The sequence below is a fragment of the Thalassospira sp. Z349TD_5 genome (assembly GCF_056173045.1).
Window position 1 is genome coordinate 753,312 of sequence record NZ_CM149654.1, and the last position, 19,519, is coordinate 772,830.

The window sequence follows — 19,519 nt, forward strand, 5'->3', positions numbered from 1 at the left end:
TCTATCTGCAATTGTGCCCCTTGACCGGGGCCATGTGATAGCGCAGAAACAGCCGTGTCGGGAGATCGATCAATCGATCCCCGGCACGGCATTTTTAGGGTCTGAACCCAATCAGGTTGCAGGACGTAAAACCAGCACGCACATCAGGAGGGGCAGATGACAAGTGACGTCGAAGAACTCGACCGTCCTGCGGATAGCACATCCAGCAGCGACGACTATGTTGATCTGACACCTGAATATGGGCGTGAAGTCCTTGATGCGCTTGGCGAAGATGATCATTCGCGCGCGTCCGAACTTATTTCCGAACTTCACTTTGCCGATATTGCCGACCTTTTGGGGTGGGCAAGCAGCAATCAGCGTGAACAGCTTGTTGATCTGATCCGGCCGGACTTTGACCCGGAACTTCTGACCGAGCTTGATGACGAACTGCGTGAAGAGGTCATCAGCCGTCTTGGCACGGATGTTGTTGCCGAGGCGATTTCGGAACTTGATTCCGATGACGTGGTCGAAGTCATTGAGGATTTCGATAAGGAAGAGCAACGCGAACTTCTCGGTGCGCTTTCTGATATTGAACGCGCGCGTGTTGAAGAGGCGCTGTCGTATCCGGAATATACCGCCGGTCGTATCATGCAGCGCGAGCTGGTGGCGATCCCCGATTATTGGTCGGTTGGGCAAACGATTGATTTCCTGCGCTCGGCAAAGAACCTGCCGGAAGATTTTTACGACATCATCATTGTTGACCCGCGCTATAGCCCGGTCGGGATTGTGCCGTTATCACGCGTGATCCGCACCAACCGTCCGGTCCTTGTGCGCGATGTCATGGAATCGGATGAAATGCGCACGGTCGTTGTGACCGAAGAACAGGAAAACGTCGCCCATCTGTTCCGTCAACGTGACCTTATTTCTGCGCCGGTTGTCGATGACAGCGGGCGTCTTGTCGGTGTGATCACGGTCGATGACGTGGTTGACGTTATTGACGAAGAATATGAAGAAGACATGATGCGCCTTGCCGGTGTTGGCGAGGAAGATGACCTTTCAAGTGCGATCCTTGATACCACCCGGTCGCGGTTTACGTGGCTTTTGATCAATCTGGGCACGGCGATCATGGCGTCCATGGTCATTAGTGCGTTTGAAAATACGATTGAAAGACTGGTCGCGCTTGCCGTCCTGATGCCAATCGTGGCCTCAATGGGCGGGAATGCAGGCACACAGACCCTTACGGTTGCCGTGCGCGCGATTGCCACGCGTGAGCTTACCAGTACCAACGCATGGCGTGTGATCCGCAAGGAGGTCGCGGTGTGTGGCCTGAATGGCTTGGCGTTTGCGTTTCTGGCCGGCGGGGTGACCTGGTTCTGGTTTGAGGATGGCTTGCTGGGATCGGTCATTGGCGTTGCCATGATCATTAACCTGCTGTTTGCCGGTTTGTTTGGTGCCTTGATCCCGCTTGGTCTGGAGCGTGCCGGGATTGACCCGGCGGTATCCTCATCGGTCTTTTTGACCACGATTACCGATGTGGTTGGGTTCTTTGCCTTCCTTGGTTTGGCAGCCCTGTTTTTGCTGTAGGCCGACTTCGCGCAAAAGAGCAAAAAAACACCTGTCAGGCGGATGCCGACAGGTGTTTTTTTATGGTGGTTTCTGTGTTTGAAAATCAGCTTTTGGCGGTTGGCGACGGATCGGCGTTGCTTAACCGGGGCAAAAGGCCAGTGGTTTTTGAGGCATCTACCGGCCGGGACAACAGGAAACCCTGAATCTCGTCACAGTCGGCTGATTTCAGCATGGCCAGTTGTTCTTCGGTTTCGACGCCGACGGCGACAACTTTGCGGTTCAGGCTTTTGCACAGCCGGATTGCGGGCTGCAAAATGCTATTTTCAGGTTGCTCATCGAGTGCGAAGTCAAACAGCGACTTTGACAGTTTGATGCGCTGGATCGGGAACCGTTTGAGATACCGAAGGGATGTATTGCCCGCGGCAAAGTGATCAAGGGTCAAGCCAATCCCGGCCTCGGCAAAGCGATAGAACTGTCCAAGGGCGCGTTCGGGATCGCGCATGGCAATGTCTTCGGAAACCTCAACTTCGATGATGCCCGGATCAATTTCGTATTCGGCTGTCAGGTCGAGGATGTTTTTGATCAGGTCGGCCTGAATGAATTGACGGCTGGACACATTCAGCGCAATCGGAACCGGCGCATAACCGGCATCGCGCCATTCGGCGATCTGTTTGCAAACGGTTTCAATGATCCAGTGACCCAGTGGCGACAAAAGCCCGGTACGGTCGGCGACCGCGATGAAATCAGGCGGCAGGCGACGCTTGCCACTATCATCGATCCAGCGCAGCAGGGCTTCAAACCCGGTCAGGTTTTGATCCGATGTGCGATAGCGCGGTTGATATTCCAGAACAAAGCGTTTTTCATCAACAGCACGACGTAACTGCGTTTCCATCGACAGGCGCGCGTGCATCACATTGTTCATCGTCTCGACAAAGAAGCAATAAGACGATTCCGCTGATTTCTGTGCACGGTACATGGCCGCATCTGCATTGGCCAGCAATTGGGACGGTGCGCGGGCATCATTGGGATACAGCGCAACACCGACACTGACATGCAGCCGGATTTCCTCGTTCCCGCCGGTTTGGATAGGTTGGGATATGGCTTCGACAACGCGTTCAGCGACAAGGGCGGCACCTTCGGCCTCGGAAAGGTCGGTGGCGATGATGGCAAACATGTCGCCCGAGAACCGAGCACAGCTGTCTTTTTCGCGCACAGTGGCGCGCAAGCGGCCCGATATGGTTCGCAATGTTTCATCACCGACATCCGCACCAAACCGGTCATTGACGGCGCGAAAATTGTCGATATCGACCACCAGTACGGACAGCAGCTTTTCATAGCGTTTTGCATGCGCAACCGCCTGATTAAGCCGGTCATCAAACAGGGCATGATTGGGAAGCCCGGTCAGCGGGTCATGTGTTGCAAGATACCGCAGACGGTTGACCGACGCATTTGCCGCCGGATTGTGGTGCAGGGTGATGTCCACACAATCAGGATTGGCCGTTGATGGTTTCATCGCCAGATTACAGACGACGTGAACGCCTTCGGAGCTGCGCACAATCCATTCGCGGCGCACTTCATCGTCGCCACGGTTGATGGCGAGGAGCATTTTTTCCTGCGATCTGCGCGATGAACTGCCGTCTGACTGGAATTCGGGGGCCAGATTGTAAAACCGGATGAAGCCGTAATCTTCTTCACGCAGGTCAAAGAAATCAGCCGTTTCCGGTGACATGGATTTCAAATGACCATCAAGCTTGGTAATCGACAACGCCAGATCATTAATGTCATCACCGGCATTGATGTGATGCATGGTTCGGCGCGCTGCGGCCTGTTGGCGGTTTGCCAGAACAAAGATCGCAATCGTAAACAGGATGGTGGCAAGAACCCCCAGGATCAAAATCAGCTGCGGGTTTGTCGTGCCAGCACTTGCCAGTTTCGGATCGGCAATGACGTCGATATGCCATTGGCGACCGACAATGTCGGCTGCGGCAGTATGTTGAAGGGTTTCGTCATCACCTTCGCCGCGGATTTCAAACAATACGGTATCATTTTCGCGCACGCGCACGGTGTAATCATTGACCTGTTCGGTATTGATGACAGATGCAAGCATGGACCGAATGCGAAAGGCCCCGTTGATGACGCCGATGATTTGTCCATCGCGTCCCAGAACCGGGCTATAGGCGGCAAATCCGCGTCCACCTTGAAGAAGTTCAAGTGTTGGCGTGATTTGGGCGCGCCGTTGATCCAGTGCGATGTCCAAAACCGGTCCCGCGACAGGGTGGCGTTTTAAATCAGCGCCCATGGCCGGAACGTTGCCCTTGATCGGGGCGACGTACAGAATGATGTAATTTGGCGAAATCCAGTTAATTGCCTGAAGGGCACTGAAACGGGCCTGTAACGGGGTTGCAACCGAAAGATAGGCGCGTTCGTCCTCGGGCGGGCCGTCTTGCCAAATGTCGGCAAAACTTTCCAGAACACCAAGATTGGCCTCGACAATCTGTTTGACCTGCTGGGCAATCGCGGTGGCGGTGATATTTGCGGCAGATGCCAAAATCGCCCGACGGTTCTCGATTGCGGCTGTCCAGAAGAAGAATGTTGCTGATGCGAAGAAAACGGCGGTCAGAAATGCCGCCAACAGTGCGTGCCTTTTGACGCGCGATTGTTGTGTCGCGGCTTTTTCTTCGGTCGTCTGTCTGTTTTCAGTTTCCATGTCTTCCCCAAGAACGACATCTCATTCAGGCGCCCCCCGCCCTGAATATGTCAAATGCGCAATATTCGTTAGAGCATTTAAGGTGTTCTGTATCTTTGCGACGTTGCGCAAACGACGAGGGTTTTACGCTGTTGTGCGGGTCATTGTTGTAAATTCAATGATCAGCGTTCTACCCTGCGTTAAGCACTTACAAGTGTTTTATGGGGGTATTCTTACACGATTTTAAGGGGTTGGTCGCGTTCAATTGCGCATTAATTTTTAGATCAAAGGTTACGTGCAGGGCGATTTGTCTGGGGTGTCATGCAAATCGGGACGTATATTTAACCAGACGGCCCTGTTCTGAGCGGCCCATCTGGTGTATCTCAGGCGTGCGTCAGGTACCCGTCGAGATTTTTCCTGGTCAAAAGTGGCGAAGATCACCTCCGAGAGAGAGTTTATGAAACATCATCAGCGCAACCCCCGTGCACGCGGCGGACGCAAACGTCAATCAGCCCGGCGCGATCCATTGATCGGATTTGAAGCCCCGGTCACGATTGAACAAGTTGGCGCACGCGGCGACGGCATTGCGCATGTCAGCGCACCAGACGGCAGATCAGTTCTGGTGTATGTCGATTGCGTTTTGCCCGGCGACGAAGTTCGTGTGGCGTTGCGGTCGAAACGCGGTGATGGATATGGTGCGGAAGTGGTCGCGGAAATCGCGCGCACGGCGCTTTTCAATGAGCCACGGTGTTCGCATTTCAAGGAATGCGGCGGCTGTGCGCTTCAGCATATGGATGACGACCAGTATCGCGACTGGAAACGTCAAAAAGCCAAGGTCGCGGTTCAGCGTGCCGGTCTTGACGCCGATGATGCCGAACGGCTTGTCGCACCCGTCGAAGTTTCCCCGGCACAAAGTCGCCGTCGCGCAGGATTTTCTGTGCATGTGGGGGCAACCGGGGTGCATGTTGGTTTCCATGGCCGATTTAGCCACACGGTCTTGAATGTTCCAGATTGTGCCGTTTTACGTCCTGAGTTGATGGCCTTTCGTGCGGCGTTTGTAACGTTCCTTGAGGCCTGCCCGCCCGATCATGCGCGTGATATCAAGGAAGTCTTCGTCACACTGGCCGATAACGGGCTGGATGTTGTCGTTCATGCGGCCAAGGACCCGGATCTTGATATGCGTCAGGATCTGGCCGAGTTTGCCGATGACAATGACCTTGCGCGTCTGAGCTGGAAAACTGGTGATGAACCCGATGAGCCTGTCGCGGCCCGACGTATACCTGTTGTCAGGTTTCAGGGTGTCGATGTTGCGGTGCCACCGGGCGGCTTTTTGCAGGCAACCCGCGAAGGGGAACACGCCCTTGTCGCTGCGGTGACATCGGTACTTGAAAAAGCACAGCCGCGTCAGGTCGCCGATCTGTTTTGTGGTATCGGAAGCTTTACCTTTGCGTTGGCACTTGCAGGCAAACGCCGGTCAACTTTGGCGGTTGAAAGTGATCCACGTGCGGTGGAGTTGTTGCAATATGCGGTGGGCCAGTCTGGTAGCCCGATACAGGTCATCAAACGTGATTTGTTCCGCCAGCCGTTAACCGGCGATGAGCTTAGCAACCTTGATCTGGTGTTGTTTGATCCCCCGCGGGCAGGTGCCCTGTCACAGGCAGAACAACTGGCGGCAACCGGACCGGAATGGGTCATTGCGGTGTCATGTAATCCGGCAACCTTTACCCGCGACATACGTGTTTTGCGCAATGGCGGGTACGAGCTTGAGCAGGTTGTGCCGATTGATCAGTTCCTGTGGTCGCCGCATCTTGAAATGTTTGCATTATTGCGTCGTACGTAATCCCGTGGCCGCCAAAATGCGGCGCATGAATAGGCCAATTTGACCGAATGATGCACATCTTAGGTGATTAGGTGTGCATGGTTATGCATTTTGGCTTAATTTTTCTCTGCTAATACACTATACTATCGGTTGATATTTCCGCCGGACACCAGGATGGTCAGGTTTATAAGGGTTTATGAATTTCCTCAGAACCCTTGTTTGCGCAACATGTAGTTGTCTTGCCGGCTTGTTTGTGCGGAAAAGCAATGGAACCGCTGGGTAGTCAACTTCCGATCTATACCAACACTGCGCGTGCGATTGCACCGCAGAATAGGTTAATCGACTCTGACGCCAGCCAGTCCAGTCAAAGTTCTTTGCGTTCTGACCGCAATGCAGATTTCCTGCGCAATGCCAATTACACCTTTGAAAATTTGCGCGGATCGCTTGGTGGTGCCAGTGACCTGTTGTCACAGGCCTCAACAGATTTGTCGCGCATCGGTGACGCGCTTGATGAAATTGATGCGCTGGTCGAGTTTGCCGAAGAAAACAGTGACCTTTCCAAGCAGCAACGCGCCCAGTTAACCGCCCAGATCGAAGATTATCTTGCTGATATTGACGGTATTGCCGCCAACAGCAGTTTCAAAGACAGAAACCTTCTGGCCGAAGACCAGACCATCACCTTGCAGGACGGTTCTGGTACGTCATCGGATAACCAGATTGATGTCGAACTTTTTGCGTCGGCATCCGAGGACCTTGCGACCGGCCTTTCGTCAATTGATCTGTCAGACAATACGGCTGTTGCCAATGCACGGACCCTGGTGGACGAAGCGCAAGAAGCCCTGCGGGACCGGGAAATTTCACTCAATTCTGATCGCGGTAGTCTGGCCGTGGCACAGGATCAAAACCGGATTTCACAGGTTGCCGGTGATACTGTTCTGCAGGCTCAGATCGCCGCATCGCAAAGCGATCCCGCCGCAGAAACGCAGGCGCGTATTTCTGAAAACCTGCAGGCTTATCTTGGGAATATTTCGGCCCAGCTTGAAAATCAGACAGTGACTGTTGGTGGCTTTGGCCTGCCAGAACCGAAATCTGATCCGATCCCAGAACGGGTGGAAGATCCTTATGCCTTTGATCCGTTTGCACCAAACACTGACGATCAGGATCAGGCGTTTGGATTTACCCAGCAGCAGACACTAGGCGAAAGAACCGCACCGCAAAGCCGCAGTCAGCCAGCGTTCACCGGATATGACAACGGTGGCAATGGGACATCCGCGCACAGCGGATCATCTTCGGGTGGTTCAAGCAATCGGGTTTCGATTGACGCCTGATCAATGAGCACTCGCCGCATGTGTGTTTAAGTATCCGTGTTTCAGGCAACATAAAAATCATGCCAGTGAACGGCGTTATCCTTCGACCTGCTCGTCCTCATAAAGGCCCCAGAAGCCTTGGCGCGGCGCCCAACCTTCAAAATCACCAAAGCGCAACTGGCACCAGTTCATGCTTGCCGGGCAGTCTTCGACTTTGCCAATGACATTGGCGGAAACCAGCGCGATCTTGCGCGCGTTTTCATCGGCGGCGGAATACAGCGTGATGGTGTCATCAGTGACAATCACATGACGTGCCCCAACCAGAAGGCTTTGATGTACCCAGCCTTCGCTGCCTTCCCAATCACGGACTTTGCGCCAAGTATCAAATTCCGACACAACTTCCATCGGCATGTTGCGGCGCTGGTATATCCAGATCTTTGGGTATCGCAGCCCCGGCCCGGATCGCAAAAATACCTTGTCTGACCGCAGTGCGACAAAGCGCGGAATGGGTAAGCCGGATTCTTGTGCGCTTGCCACGATGGGTGTCGCGAGGCTTGCGAAAATCGCCAAAGCCATCAAACGATACAAAAAGGTGCGAAAAATTCGCGGCATGTTGCTGGTATTCCCTGCTTTTTTCGGCATGTCGCATCAGTATTTCGAAAAACGAACGCGAAATAAAATTACAAAAATGATGTCAAAATCCTTGCTTTTGTACCTTTTGGCATGCCATCACTGCAATGCGGCAAGGTGCAAAGCCCCGACGTAGACCATTTTGCCAGCAAAAGAGTTAAAAGACCGCATAGGAACGGCGCATGACCAAGAAAAAACCGCTCGTTGTCGTAACCCGCAAGCTGCCGGAAGCGATTGAAACCCGCATGATGGAACTGTTTGACGCCCGTCTTAACATAGATGACGCGATCATGAGCAAACAGGAACTGATTGATGCGGTCAAACAGGCAGATGTTCTTGTCCCGACCGTCACTGACAAGATTGACGCGGCTGTTCTTGCCCATGCGGGGCCGAACCTGCGTTTAATTGCCAATTTCGGGACGGGTGTTGATCACGTCGATCTGCAAACCGCACGGTCGCGTGGCATTACGGTGACCAACACACCCGATGTCCTGACCGAAGATACCGCCGATATGACCATGGCGCTGATCCTGTCGGTGTCGCGCCGTTTGGCCGAGGGCGAACGCGTGATCCGTAAAGGTGACTGGGCCGGGTGGGGGCCGACATTGATGTTGGGTCACCGCATCTGGGGCAAGCGTCTTGGCATTGTCGGTATGGGGCGTATTGGTCGTGCGCTGGCGCGTCGGGCAAAGGGGTTTGGATTGTCGGTGCATTATCACAACCGTCGCCGTGTGCATCCTGATACCGAAGAAGAACTTGATGCAACCTATTGGGAAAGCCTGGACCAGATGTTGGCGCATGTTGACGTGGTGTCGGTCAACTGCCCGCATACGCCGGCAACCTATCATTTGTTGTCCGCACGCCGCCTGAAACTGATGCAACCACACGCGATTTTAGTCAATACGGCGCGTGGTGAAATCGTTGATGAGCCAGCCTTAACCCGGATGTTGTCGGACGGCGAAATCGCCGGGGCCGGGTTGGATGTTTTTGAACATGAACCGGCAGTAAGTCCAAAATTGCTGGAGCTGCAAAATGCGGTTCTGCTGCCCCATATGGGGTCGGCAACCATCGAGGGCCGTGTTGATATGGGCGAAAAGGTTCTGATCAATATCAAGACCTTCGTTGATGGGCATACTCCACCTGATCGGGTGATCGAAGGGCTGTTGTAGGTCAATGAAGAACGCTGTTTTCATTTAATACATAGGTATAATATCGTACTATACGGTTGCCTCCTCATTTGGGGATATTGATGTGTTCAATCTTGCTGCAGAAGTTGTCTGCAGAACACAGATATATCCTTGTATGGGAGCCTTGATATGGGATGTCAGCAGACAAGAACTGAACGTGACTTAGTGATTGGCTCGGTTCACGAAGAGTCACGACAAGGTAATCTCAACTCGGTATCATCGGCGATCAATTCCTCTGAAGCCCTTATGGGACTGTTGGGCGAAACTCGGGTTGTTAACGGCCCGTGGCGGATTCAAGAAATAAGAGACATTCATGCTGACAAGGTTGTTGTAGTTCTGTCTGGCCGCTTGCATGTCTTGGTTGGCAAGGATCAGCAAACTTTAAGTAGCGGTGAAACAGTCGTGATCCCGCAGGGTGTTGCTGCTTCCTACCGTGTTGCAGCTGTAAACAAGGCAAAGATTCTTGTACTGACGGTCCCCGCGGCATTGTGACGGCGGGGTGGCCTTGCATTTTTGGCCTTTATTAAAAACAATCCTTTGAACCAAGCTTTGAGAATATTGCTCGGTTTGCCGATTTGGCAGGCCGTCTTTACTGGTTCCTGACAGGAATTGGCAGGAGATGTTCTGTTTTTATTTCCCTTGGGTGTGGTCGGGCATTTCCTTTTGCCCGTGGCTTAGCTATCAGTATGGCAAAGATATCCTGATCAAAGGAGGCCACCATGGATTTGATTTTTCCTGCTGCCGAACCAACCACCATTCCAATTGCAAATTCCGATCAACTGTTTGCTGTAAACCGCATTTTCTGCATTGGTAAAAACTATGCCGATCACGTGCGCGAAATGGGATCCGATCCGTCTGATACTCCGCCTTGTATATTCATGAAGCCGACCGATTGTCTGGTGGTGGGGAATGGCGATTTGCCATATCCGTCCGCGACAGAAGACTTGCACTATGAGGGCGAACTTGTGGTGGCCTTGTCACGCGGGGGCAAGGACCTTGACCGTGCGGCCGTCGAAGATGCGATTTTCGGATATGCCGCCGGGCTTGATATGACCCGACGTGATGTTCAGGCCGACCTTAAAGAACGCCGTTTGCCGTGGGATATGGCGAAATCGTTTGATGGTTGTGCGGTTGTTTCAGCGATCAGGCCAAAGTCCGATGCGGGCAATCCGCATGCGACCAATTTGAAACTGTCTGTCAACGGGACGGCCCGACAAGATGACACGACAGCAAAAATGATCTGGCCGGTGGTCGATGCGCTTGTGCATTTGTTGACCCTGATTGAGCTGAAACCCGGCGATCTGTTGTTCACTGGAACGCCCGAGGGTGTTGGTCAGGTTGTTCGGGGGGATCGCATGGATTTGGTCATTGCTGATGTGGCCGAACTTTCCGTGACGCTGACGTAGTTCTTTGTGTTTTGGGATTTCGGGTCAGAAGCCGATTCCATCCCGCACCATCCCGACTAAGATAAAACGGAGCCCGTTTTGAAAATTGTAAGCTGGAACATCAATTCCGTTCGTCTGCGCATTGAGCAGGTGGTTAAGTTTCTTGAGGATCAGCAGCCAGATGCGCTGTGTTTGCAGGAACTGAAATGCCCCGATGAGCATTTCCCGCATGACGCATTCGAGGCCGCCGGATATGTCCATCGCCATAACCATGGGATGAAAAGCTATAACGGCGTGGCCATCGTATCGCGTTTGCCGTTTGTTGAAACCGACATCAAGCATTTCTGTGGCAAGGAAGACCGCCGTCATTGCATGGCGAAGTTTGAGAACGGGGTTGAACTGCATAACTTCTATATCCCGGCAGGCGGCGATGAACCCGATCCGGCGATTAATGAGAAGTTTGCACACAAACTGTCGTTTGTTGATGAAATGACCAGCTGGTGGGCCGATCGCCGGGCAACCGACCCAAATCGCAAAGCGGTTCTGGTTGGCGATTTCAATATCGCGCCATCGGAAAATGATGTTTGGTCGCATAAGAAGCTGCTGCGTGTGGTTAGCCACACGCCGGTCGAGGTCGAAATCCTTGAAAAGTTCCGCCAGTCCGGTGATTTCATTGATGCGGTGCGTGAAGTCGTGCCGGAACCCGAAAAACTGTTTAGCTGGTGGAGCTATCGCGCGCGCGACTGGCGAGCCAGCAACAAGGGGCGGCGTCTTGATCATGTCTGGATAACGCCAAACATGGCGGGAACCACCCGGACAGCTTCGGTGTATGATCTGGCCCGTGATTGGGAAAAGCCATCGGATCATGCACCTGTGGTGGTTGAGTTCAATCTCTGAGAAAAGATACCGATTTTTGATACCAAAACAGCGCGCATGGGAAACCTAGTCCGCTGTTTTTTCATGGGAAACAACTTGATTGTCGCGTCGAACGGCGCAACTCTTATGGTTGAACAAGGCTGGAATTGTGCCCATCTTCTGAATGGCGCACTGTTTCGGTGACAAACAAGGCAGGATACGGGCAATGAAAAAGATACTGATTGGTCTGACGGTGATCGTTTTGATCGTCGTTGCAGGGCTTGTTTATGTGTATGTCAATCTCGACAATATCGTTAAATCCACGATCGAAGAGGCGGGCACACGTGTGACGCTGGCTGATGTGTCGGTGGATAGCGTTGCGATTGATACCACACAGGATTCGGCCGCAATCAATGGGTTGATTGTTGGCAACCCGGATGGGTTCAATACCGATTACGCGTTCTCGCTTGGCAATATTTCGGTCCGACTTGATGGATCGACGCTTACCAGCGACACCATTCGGGTTATCGAAGTTATCATTGCAGCACCCAGCGTGACCTATGAGCTTGGCAACAACACGTCAAACATCGCCACCATTCAGCGCAATGTTGAAAGTTTTGTTCAGCGTGTATCAGGGCCGACCGGTGCAGGCGGCGCTGATGGTGCTGAGGATGCTTCATCGGAAAATGCATCTGGGACAAAGGTCATCATTGATAACGTTTATATCCGTGATGGTGACGTAAGTGTTTCCGCAGGCTTCTTGCAGGGTAAGAAGATGTCGGTTGGCTTGCCGGAAATCCATCTCAAAGATGTTGGCAAGGAAGACAATGGTGCCACCCCGGCCGAGGTTGCCGGTGAAATCCTGACCGCGATCAACACGTCAGTGTTCAAGTCGGTTTCAAGCCTGAATGTTGACGGCTTGATGCAGGGCGTTGGCGACCTTAGCAAAGGCGTGATGGGCGCTGTTGGCGGTGCCGCCAGCGGCAGTGGCGGCAAGATCAAAGATGGCGCAGATGCGCTTGGTGGTGCTGTCAAAGGTCTGTTTGGTGGATCTTCTGACAAGGCCGAATAATTGTCCGTCTCGTAACAAGAGATGATCAGAACAAAGATGGCCCGATACGTAAAAAGACGTGTCGGGCCATTTTTCATTGGTAAAAATGGATGGTGTATATCTTGAGTATCTAATGGTCTGGGCGCTTGGAAATTGCTGGTTGTATCCGGTCAAACCCGGATGTTCGGTGTTATGAGAATGTGAATTTTCTCTATCCCACTGCTTTTTTTCATGAATTCGACTTCTATATATCTCTGAATAGGGATAGTTATATCCAGGAACAATGTTGTCTTGGGGCATTTGATCCGGGCGTTTTGCCGGGTCAAAATTCGGGGTCAGATTGGAAATGATCTGATCGACTGCAAGAACGACATCGGAAAAAACAAAAGGCCAAAATGGCCATCATAGCGGATGTGCAAGGTATCGGAAAAACAGATGCCACCATATTCGCGATAATGAAATGGGTTTGGGACCTGATTGTCGGTCAGACAAGGAGTAACACCGATGAAAGCTAAACTGCTTGCCGTTGTATCCGCCGCTGCATTTCTTAGCGCGTGCGCGAACATGAATATTCCCGGGGTACGTGACATGGCCGACGAAGGGTCGGCTTTTGACGCAGCCCTTCACCAGAATTACGCCGATCTGGCACAGGCCGAGTATGACGAGGCCGACTGGGCCGACGCGCGGTATTTCACCAGCCGTTCGAAAATGGCCGCTGCCGGACAGGATAGTGGTCCGCAGATGATTGCCGAGCGTACCTTGCCAGAAGGCTCAATGGGCGAAATTGAAGTCGCCCGTGCTGACCTTCTTGCCGCACTTGACGGTGGTGGACGTAACAAGGCAGCATCGCCTGCTGCACGCGCGCAGACGAGCTTCGATTGCTGGATGCAGGAACTCGAAGAAAACATCCAGCAGGAAGACATCGACAATTGCCGTTCTGCCTTCTATCAGGCACTGGCAATTGTTCAGGCCGAAATTGATACCGGCCCGGTGGCCAAAGCAATGCCAATGGCAATGCCGGTTCCGATGAATGTCTATTTCGGGTTCGACAAATCTGAAATCGACAGCAAAGGCATGTCGGTTGTTGACGGCATTGCAGAAGCCTATGCCAAATACAACCCGGCAATGATCAGTCTGGTTGCTTATGCTGACCGTGCTGGCGATGCGATGTACAACGACATTCTTGCCAAATCGCGTGTTGATGCGGTTGTTAGCGCATTGCGTGCGGGTGGTGTACCGGCAAGCAAGCTTGCCATTAGCATCAGTGGCGAAGCCAATGTTCCGGTATCAACCGCGGACGGTGTTGCCGAACAAGGCAATCGCGTCGTGACTGTTACTTTCGAAGACGGCATGTAACGCCGTCCCACATCAAAGGGGATTTCATCCATGCGTCTTTTGATCGCACTTCTTCTGCCCTGGTTACTGTTCTTTACCATTGGGCGGCCTTTTGCCGGGATTATCTGCCTGATTTTGCAGATCACGCTTCTGGGCTGGATTCCGGCCGCGATCTGGGCTGTCTATGCGCTTAGTCAGTATAACACTGACAAGAAAATCAGCAGCGCCATGGGTGGCGGTCAGGAATAACGGACCCGATCCACGTTGTGTTCATGCATGAACGTGGAAATCCATAGAGTAAAGGCAGGCTTTTGGGCCTGCCTTTCTTTGTTTGTGCTTAATGCAGGTGACGCCGAACGCCGCCGACAAACCGCGCAAGAATGCGCGAAATAATAAACCGGGTCAGGATAAAGGTGATTGCACCTGATATGGTGGGCCAATACCATGCCTGCATTTCCGGACGCGTGCTTTGTTTAACAAGGCCGTAAACGATGGCGGCCAAAGCAGCGGCGGCAAAGAATGCGGTTCGGCGGCGATAGCGTGCGATAAAGGGACCAAGCAACCACATGGGTCAGTGCTGCCCGCCGCCAATGTCGCGCGCAAGTCGGGCGGCAAAATCATCGGTCATGCCCGAGACGTAATCAAGGATCACCAGATAAAGATCATACAGGGATGCGCCAATCGGCATGGCGTCGGTGCCGATCAATTCGCGCACCCGCCCGGCACGATAGGGAATATCGGCGTCAGATGTGGCATGGTGCACATCAAAGGCCGTACGGCAGAACGTATCAAGCAGGGTTTCAAGGTGGGCGAATGCCCCGACCTCGATCTGAACCTTGCGCCGGTTGAGGATGATTTGCTTTTCAGAAAATGACTTGGCCGTTGTGATCAGCTCGTTATAGGGGCCAGTAGCGGAGCCCAGAAGCTCGCCTTTCCATTCACCGGCAAGAAGGGCTTCTTCGTTGGCGACAAAGGCATCGACCAAGGCATCAAGCAACCCGGTTATGATTTTACCGCGCAGGAACGAAATTTTGCGGCTGATGTTGGTTTCGCGGTGATATTCGGCCGGAAGTTCTTCGGAAATGCACGGCAAAAGCATGTTTTCGAGAACCGTGAAATCAACCAGTTCAAGTTCAACCCCGTCTTCGATGTCAATCAGGGCGTAGCAAACATCATCGGCGGCCTCGACCAGATAGACAAGCGGGTGGCGGCAAAAGGCTTGCGCGTGTGTACGGATAAGGCCCGTCGCCTCGGCGACTTCTTCGAGCAGGGCGAATTCCTTTTGGAAGGCGCCGAATTTCTTCTTTTGCGGGAAGGGGCTTCCGGCGGCCGACCAAGGGTATTTGATGAAGCTTGCCAGCGTCGCATAGGTCAGTCGCATGCCGCCATCATACAGACCAGTCCGTTTGTTGGTCAGAAGACGAAACCCCTGCGCATTGCCTTCATAGGTGGTCAAATCGGCGAACTGTTCCGGGCTAAGCGATGATGTGTATTCCGGTGCGGCATCTTCAAACCACTGACGAATGGCATATTCCCCGGCGTGGCCAAAGGGCGGGTTGCCGATGTCATGGGAAAGGGCTGCGGCCTGAACAATGGCGGCCATGTGATCGGGTTCGATCGATGCCGGGAGGCTTCCGTTTTCGTGCAACCGATGACCGACCATCAGGCCCAATGAACGCCCGATGCAGGACACCTCAAGGCTGTGGGTGAGCCTTGTATGGACATTGTCATTTTCGGGCAGCGGGTGCACCTGCGTCTTGCGCTGCAGGCGCCGGAACGCTGCGGAAAAGATGATCCGGTCATAATCCTTGTGAAAATCGGAACGGCCAAAGGCGCCAACGCTGGAATGACGGGTGCCAAGCCGGGCCGGTGACAGCAGTTTTTGCCAGTTCATCATCGCAGTCATGGTGGTTTGGGCCTTCCCGACGGGTTCCGGTCTGTCTTGTATGTGGGTCTTTATGAACGGTGTTGGTAAATAAGCATTTTAAATTTTGCATAAATCCAAAAGAAAACGGCGCATCTTTTGACGCGCCGTTTTGCATGTTCATTGGCAAGCGGAGTGGGTTAGGCGCCCAAACCCTTTTCCATGATCAAATCCAACCGACGTGCAAAATTGACCGGATCAGGAAGCGCCTCGCCCTCAAGAATACGGGCCTGATCAAGCAGAAGCAGGGCCGCGTCATTCAGGATCGGGGCCTTGGCATCCTTAATCGCAATGTCTGACAGCTTTTTGATCAGGCTGTGCTTGGCATTGATTTCAAGGATACGCGGGCTGATTTGATCGACACGGTTGTGCTGTTTCATCAGACGTTCCATGCGCAAATCCATGCCGGTTTCATCGGCAATCAGGCAGCAGGCGGAACTGGTCAGGCGATCCGATTCCCGAACGTCCTTGATCCCGTCGCCAAGGGCGATCTTGATCGATGCAATCAGGGCATCAAGCGATGCGTCACTTGCGGCATCGTCCTTTTTGTCGTCCTTGGCATCGTCTTTGTCATCGGCCTTGACGTCATTGAGGTCAGCACCGCCACGGGTGACGGATTTGAAGTCTTTTTCGTCAAACTGGCCAACCGATGGCAGCCAGAATTCATCAACCGGATCGGTCAGAAGCAGGACTTCGATGCCCTTGGCGGCAAAGCCTTCAAGCTGTGGGCTGCGTTTAAGGGCCTCGATGTCTTCGCCGCTGATGTAGTAAATCGCCTTCTGGCCATCCTTCATGCGTTCGACATAGTCGGCAAGCGTGGTCCAGCCATCATCCTTGGTTGAGCGGAATTTGGCGATCTTGAGGATACGGTCGCGGTTTGACGGATCCTCATACAGGCCTTCCTTGACGACGGCGCCAAAGTTTTCCCAGAAGGTTTCGAACCCGTCGGCATCTTTTTTCGCCGCTGTTTCAAGTTCGGACAGGAGTTTCTTGGTCAGGCCGTTTTTGATTTTGGTCAGAACCGGATTGTGCTGGAGCATCTCGCGCGAGACGTTCAGCGGCAGGTCCTGACTGTCAACCACACCTGATACAAACCGCAGCCATGGCGGCAGCAGGTCATCGGCACCCTCGGTGATGAACACCTTGCGCACGTAAAGTTTCAGATGGCCTTTGCGTTGTGGCTCATACAGATCGAACGGACGCATGGTCGGCAGATAGAGAAGGCCGGTATATTCAATTGCACCTTCGGCGCGGTAATGGATGGTTTTCCACGGATCATCGAAGGCGTGCGAGTTGTGTTTGTAAAACTCTTTGTATTGTTCTTCGGTGATTTCTGATTTCGGACGAGTCCAGAGGGCGGATGCCTCGTTCAGCGTCTCGTCCCCGTCGCCCTTCATCAAAACAACCGGAATGCCGATATGATCGGAATAGGTTTTGACGATGTGTTTCAGGCGGTGTTCGTCGGTGAATTCTTTGTATTCGTCGGTTAGATGCAGGGTGATTTGCGTGCCGTGGCCTTCCATTTCGGCCTCGGCGATAGTGTATTCACCTTTGCCGTCCGATGACCATTTCCACGCCTGATCTTCACCGGCTTTTTTGCTGACGACATCGACTTTGCCAGCGACCATGAAGGCCGAATAAAATCCGACCCCAAACTGACCGATTAGATCGACATCTTTTGGCGCGTCGGATTTGGCAACCGCATCGAGGAATTTGGCAGTGCCGGAATTGGCAATGGTGCCAAGGTTGTCAATCAGGTCTTCCTTGTTCATCCCGATCCCGTTGTCGGCAATCGTCAGAACATTACGAACATCATCGGTCAGCAGGCGGACCTTGAAGTCAGCATCCCCTGCAAGCAGATCCGGATTGGCAATTGCTTCATAGCGCAGCTTGTCACACGCATCGGATGCGTTTGAGATCAGCTCGCGCAGGAAGATGTCCTTGTTGGAATAAAGCGAATGGACAACGATATCGAGCAGTCGGCTAACCTCGGCCTCGAACCGCATTTTTTCTTCCGTCATGACCTCTTTTTTCTCCTGTATTTCAATCATCTACTGACCATCCCCGATATTAGCAGAAGGTTCAGCAACTCAAAGGGTTAAAGCATAAGCCGTGCTTGATATGCGTCAAGGCACCTTGCAGCGCAAGTCCTCTATCCTAAGTATAGATATAGACGGTTTTTTCCGGGGGCGCGCAAACCACACAATACGCGTTCCCAAATGTCCCGATGCTGCAAAGCATCCGGGGTGAAACGGTGGGGTGCAATGCCCTGCTACACGTCCAAGGCTGTATAACAGGAGGCCGTATCATGAACGTTCCCGTTCAGATCACCTATCGCGATGTTGATCAGTCAGATGCGCTTGATGAGCGTATTCATTACAAGGTGCAAAAACTCGAAGACACCTTTGATCGCATGACCAGTTGTCATGTCATTGTCGAACGTCCACAAGCGTCTCATAAACACGGAAATCGCTTTGCCGTGCATTTCGGCATCCATGTGCCGGGCAAGGAAATCATGGTGAAACGCGACAGTGCCGACCACGCGCATGAGGATGTCTACATCGCACTTAAAAACAGTTTTCAGGCCGCCCGTCAACAGCTCAAGGAATATGCCGATAAGATGCGGAACCATTAAGGTCCCTGTTGGGATTAAATATAAGGACGGGGCGACCGGTTGGTCGCCCCGTTTTGTGTTTCGGAACAGTCCCCATCGGCGGGTGGTGCAAGGGGGCAGGTCCATGGGGGCAGACCCAAGGGATTTCCGAAACGCAATTGTGTCGCTTGCACAGGATAATGTGCGTGGGCTTAAACGTTGCCTGACTGGTAAAGGACGGTGAACCGGCCGGGGTTTGCCGGTTCAATCATTGGCCGGACACGAAGCATGTGCTCGGCAAACCGGGGTGATGACGTCCAGTTTTTCAGGTCCGCGCGAGATCGAAAACGGGACATGATGACAAGCGTTTTGCCGTCGTCTCCGCGGAACAAACGCCCGCCAAGAAGGCCGTCGATTTCCGGGGCAACGCGGGTTTGAAATGCTGTCTGAAGCGTGACAAAGGCATCATATTGGCCGGGTTTTGGTGCAACCTGACTGATGGTGATGATTTCATCCGTCGGTGTTTGATGGGGATCACTCATGCACAAACCTCCAGCATCTTTTGTGGTGCCTGTGATGCCTGAGGTGCGTGTGGATAGCGGGCATTTCGAAGGGCTGTTGCCCACCACTTCAAGTCACCGACCATGTTGTTCAGGGCATTTTCGCTGCTGGTGGCGTTGATTGGCTGTCCTTGGGAGTCAAACAGGTCCCAAACATTGGCAAAACTGACCACGTCGCGCATGGTGACAACGTGCAGTTCGGCAAAGACAAGGCGCAACTGTTCAACAGCACGCAAGCCGCCAGACATCCCGCCATAGGATACAAATGCCAGCGGTTTACGCCGCCATTGCGGTTTCGCGGCATCAATCAGCAACTTAAGCTCGCCGGTAAAACTGTGATTATATTCCGGGGTGACGACGATGAAGGCGTCCGCCTCGCTCAGGGCCGTGTGCAGTTCCGCAATGCCCGGATGCTGGTCGTCAGCATGACGTGACGGGAGGTCCAGAACAGCAGGATCAATCGTTTCAACGGACAGTTCCGGGTCTTTTTTCAGGGTTTCTAAAGCCCAGTTCGCGACCGTGTCACAGAACCGTCCTTCGCGCGCACTGCCGTAAATGACAGCAAGATTAAATGTCTCTTTCACGGGTTTGACTCCTTGATGTTTTCGCAACAAGGAGTAATGCTATAAAACCTTAACTATA

Annotated in this window: 18 protein-coding genes; 11 read left to right on the top strand and 7 right to left on the bottom strand. The window is 53.1% G+C overall.

The window, feature by feature from the left end:
- Positions 1-156: 156 nt before the first annotated feature.
- Positions 157-1,563, top strand: coding sequence for a magnesium transporter (mgtE, locus tag AC0VXT_RS03375; RefSeq protein ID WP_022734356.1), 1,407 nt, complete (start codon positions 157-159; stop codon positions 1,561-1,563).
- Positions 1,564-1,648: 85 nt separating this feature from the next.
- Here mgtE and AC0VXT_RS03380 read toward each other — a convergent pair whose 3' ends face one another.
- Positions 1,649-4,252, bottom strand: coding sequence for a bifunctional diguanylate cyclase/phosphodiesterase (locus AC0VXT_RS03380; protein ID WP_475547496.1), 2,604 nt, complete (start codon positions 4,250-4,252; stop codon positions 1,649-1,651).
- Between the two features lie 436 nt (positions 4,253-4,688).
- Between AC0VXT_RS03380 and AC0VXT_RS03385 the strand changes: the two genes are divergently transcribed.
- A complete protein-coding gene (locus AC0VXT_RS03385) occupies positions 4,689-6,071 on the top strand; it encodes a class I SAM-dependent RNA methyltransferase (protein ID WP_475547497.1) in 1,383 nt (460 codons plus the stop codon).
- 245 nt (positions 6,072-6,316) lie between these two features.
- Positions 6,317-7,378 carry a hypothetical protein gene (locus AC0VXT_RS03390; RefSeq protein ID WP_475547498.1) on the top strand — a complete coding sequence of 354 codons (1,062 nt, stop codon included), beginning with the start codon at positions 6,317-6,319 and terminating at the stop codon, positions 7,376-7,378.
- A gap of 75 nt (positions 7,379-7,453) precedes the next feature.
- Here AC0VXT_RS03390 and AC0VXT_RS03395 read toward each other — a convergent pair whose 3' ends face one another.
- Positions 7,454-7,969, bottom strand: a complete 516-nt coding sequence (locus AC0VXT_RS03395; RefSeq protein WP_475547499.1) for an SH3 domain-containing protein — start codon at positions 7,967-7,969, stop codon at positions 7,454-7,456.
- 200 nt (positions 7,970-8,169) lie between these two features.
- On the opposite strand from AC0VXT_RS03395, the gene AC0VXT_RS03400 reads away from it, so the two are divergent.
- The 7 genes from AC0VXT_RS03400 (at position 8,170) to AC0VXT_RS03430 (ending at position 14,049) form a co-directional block, all read left to right on the top strand.
- Positions 8,170-9,156, top strand: coding sequence for a 2-hydroxyacid dehydrogenase (locus AC0VXT_RS03400; protein ID WP_475547500.1), 987 nt, complete (start codon positions 8,170-8,172; stop codon positions 9,154-9,156).
- Between the two features lie 147 nt (positions 9,157-9,303).
- Positions 9,304-9,666, top strand: a complete 363-nt coding sequence (locus AC0VXT_RS03405; RefSeq protein ID WP_475547501.1) for a cupin domain-containing protein — start codon at positions 9,304-9,306, stop codon at positions 9,664-9,666.
- A 227-nt stretch (positions 9,667-9,893) separates the two neighbouring features.
- Positions 9,894-10,580: a fumarylacetoacetate hydrolase family protein gene (locus tag AC0VXT_RS03410; RefSeq protein WP_475547502.1), complete on the top strand. Its 687-nt coding sequence runs from the start codon at positions 9,894-9,896 to the stop codon at positions 10,578-10,580.
- A gap of 78 nt (positions 10,581-10,658) precedes the next feature.
- Positions 10,659-11,456: an exodeoxyribonuclease III gene (gene xth / locus AC0VXT_RS03415; RefSeq protein ID WP_475547503.1), complete on the top strand. Its 798-nt coding sequence runs from the start codon at positions 10,659-10,661 to the stop codon at positions 11,454-11,456.
- A gap of 184 nt (positions 11,457-11,640) precedes the next feature.
- Positions 11,641-12,486, top strand: a complete 846-nt coding sequence (locus AC0VXT_RS03420; protein ID WP_101304915.1) for an AsmA family protein — start codon at positions 11,641-11,643, stop codon at positions 12,484-12,486.
- Positions 12,487-12,969: 483 nt separating this feature from the next.
- Positions 12,970-13,821, top strand: coding sequence for an OmpA family protein (locus tag AC0VXT_RS03425; RefSeq protein WP_475547504.1), 852 nt, complete (start codon positions 12,970-12,972; stop codon positions 13,819-13,821).
- Between the two features lie 30 nt (positions 13,822-13,851).
- The gene (locus tag AC0VXT_RS03430) at positions 13,852-14,049 is read left to right on the top strand and encodes a YqaE/Pmp3 family membrane protein (protein ID WP_101304913.1); all 198 of its coding nucleotides are present in this window, start codon (positions 13,852-13,854) and stop codon (positions 14,047-14,049) included.
- 88 nt (positions 14,050-14,137) lie between these two features.
- Here the strand turns inward: AC0VXT_RS03430 and AC0VXT_RS03435 are convergent, their stop codons facing one another.
- The 3 genes from AC0VXT_RS03435 to htpG all read right to left on the bottom strand — a co-directional run bounded on the left by AC0VXT_RS03435 (position 14,138) and on the right by htpG (position 17,745).
- Positions 14,138-14,368 carry a hypothetical protein gene (locus AC0VXT_RS03435; protein WP_475547505.1) on the bottom strand — a complete coding sequence of 77 codons (231 nt, stop codon included), beginning with the start codon at positions 14,366-14,368 and terminating at the stop codon, positions 14,138-14,140.
- 3 nt (positions 14,369-14,371) lie between these two features.
- Entirely contained in the window at positions 14,372-15,706 is a 1,335-nt protein-coding gene (locus AC0VXT_RS03440; RefSeq protein WP_475547506.1) for a deoxyguanosinetriphosphate triphosphohydrolase, read from the bottom strand.
- A gap of 158 nt (positions 15,707-15,864) precedes the next feature.
- Complete coding sequence (gene htpG / locus AC0VXT_RS03445) at positions 15,865-17,745, bottom strand: molecular chaperone HtpG (protein ID WP_475547507.1); 1,881 nt, start codon at positions 17,743-17,745, stop codon at positions 15,865-15,867.
- Between the two features lie 287 nt (positions 17,746-18,032).
- Between htpG and AC0VXT_RS03450 the strand changes: the two genes are divergently transcribed.
- The gene (locus AC0VXT_RS03450) at positions 18,033-18,359 is read left to right on the top strand and encodes an HPF/RaiA family ribosome-associated protein (protein ID WP_475547508.1); all 327 of its coding nucleotides are present in this window, start codon (positions 18,033-18,035) and stop codon (positions 18,357-18,359) included.
- 170 nt (positions 18,360-18,529) lie between these two features.
- Here the strand turns inward: AC0VXT_RS03450 and AC0VXT_RS03455 are convergent, their stop codons facing one another.
- Both AC0VXT_RS03455 and AC0VXT_RS03460 read right to left on the bottom strand, forming a co-directional pair.
- The gene (locus AC0VXT_RS03455) at positions 18,530-18,859 is read right to left on the bottom strand and encodes a putative quinol monooxygenase (protein WP_475547509.1); all 330 of its coding nucleotides are present in this window, start codon (positions 18,857-18,859) and stop codon (positions 18,530-18,532) included.
- Positions 18,856-19,461 (bottom strand): NADPH-dependent FMN reductase, encoded by a 606-nt coding sequence (locus AC0VXT_RS03460; RefSeq protein ID WP_475547510.1) that lies wholly within the window; start codon positions 19,459-19,461, stop codon positions 18,856-18,858. Before AC0VXT_RS03460 ends, AC0VXT_RS03455 begins: the two co-directional genes overlap by 4 nt.
- Positions 19,462-19,519 lie beyond the last annotated feature (58 nt).

Coding starts and splice junctions, on each gene's coding strand:
- mgtE (WP_022734356.1), top strand. CDS start 157: ATGACAAGTGACGTCGAAGAACTCGACCGTCCTGCGGATAGCACATCC.
- AC0VXT_RS03380 (WP_475547496.1), bottom strand. CDS start 4,252: ATGGAAACTGAAAACAGACAGACGACCGAAGAAAAAGCCGCGACACAA.
- AC0VXT_RS03385 (WP_475547497.1), top strand. CDS start 4,689: ATGAAACATCATCAGCGCAACCCCCGTGCACGCGGCGGACGCAAACGT.
- AC0VXT_RS03390 (WP_475547498.1), top strand. CDS start 6,317: ATGGAACCGCTGGGTAGTCAACTTCCGATCTATACCAACACTGCGCGT.
- AC0VXT_RS03395 (WP_475547499.1), bottom strand. CDS start 7,969: ATGCCGCGAATTTTTCGCACCTTTTTGTATCGTTTGATGGCTTTGGCG.
- AC0VXT_RS03400 (WP_475547500.1), top strand. CDS start 8,170: ATGACCAAGAAAAAACCGCTCGTTGTCGTAACCCGCAAGCTGCCGGAA.
- AC0VXT_RS03405 (WP_475547501.1), top strand. CDS start 9,304: ATGGGATGTCAGCAGACAAGAACTGAACGTGACTTAGTGATTGGCTCG.
- AC0VXT_RS03410 (WP_475547502.1), top strand. CDS start 9,894: ATGGATTTGATTTTTCCTGCTGCCGAACCAACCACCATTCCAATTGCA.
- AC0VXT_RS03420 (WP_101304915.1), top strand. CDS start 11,641: ATGAAAAAGATACTGATTGGTCTGACGGTGATCGTTTTGATCGTCGTT.
- AC0VXT_RS03425 (WP_475547504.1), top strand. CDS start 12,970: ATGAAAGCTAAACTGCTTGCCGTTGTATCCGCCGCTGCATTTCTTAGC.
- AC0VXT_RS03430 (WP_101304913.1), top strand. CDS start 13,852: ATGCGTCTTTTGATCGCACTTCTTCTGCCCTGGTTACTGTTCTTTACC.
- AC0VXT_RS03435 (WP_475547505.1), bottom strand. CDS start 14,368: ATGTGGTTGCTTGGTCCCTTTATCGCACGCTATCGCCGCCGAACCGCA.
- AC0VXT_RS03440 (WP_475547506.1), bottom strand. CDS start 15,706: ATGACTGCGATGATGAACTGGCAAAAACTGCTGTCACCGGCCCGGCTT.
- htpG (WP_475547507.1), bottom strand. CDS start 17,745: ATGACGGAAGAAAAAATGCGGTTCGAGGCCGAGGTTAGCCGACTGCTC.
- AC0VXT_RS03450 (WP_475547508.1), top strand. CDS start 18,033: ATGAACGTTCCCGTTCAGATCACCTATCGCGATGTTGATCAGTCAGAT.
- AC0VXT_RS03455 (WP_475547509.1), bottom strand. CDS start 18,859: ATGAGTGATCCCCATCAAACACCGACGGATGAAATCATCACCATCAGT.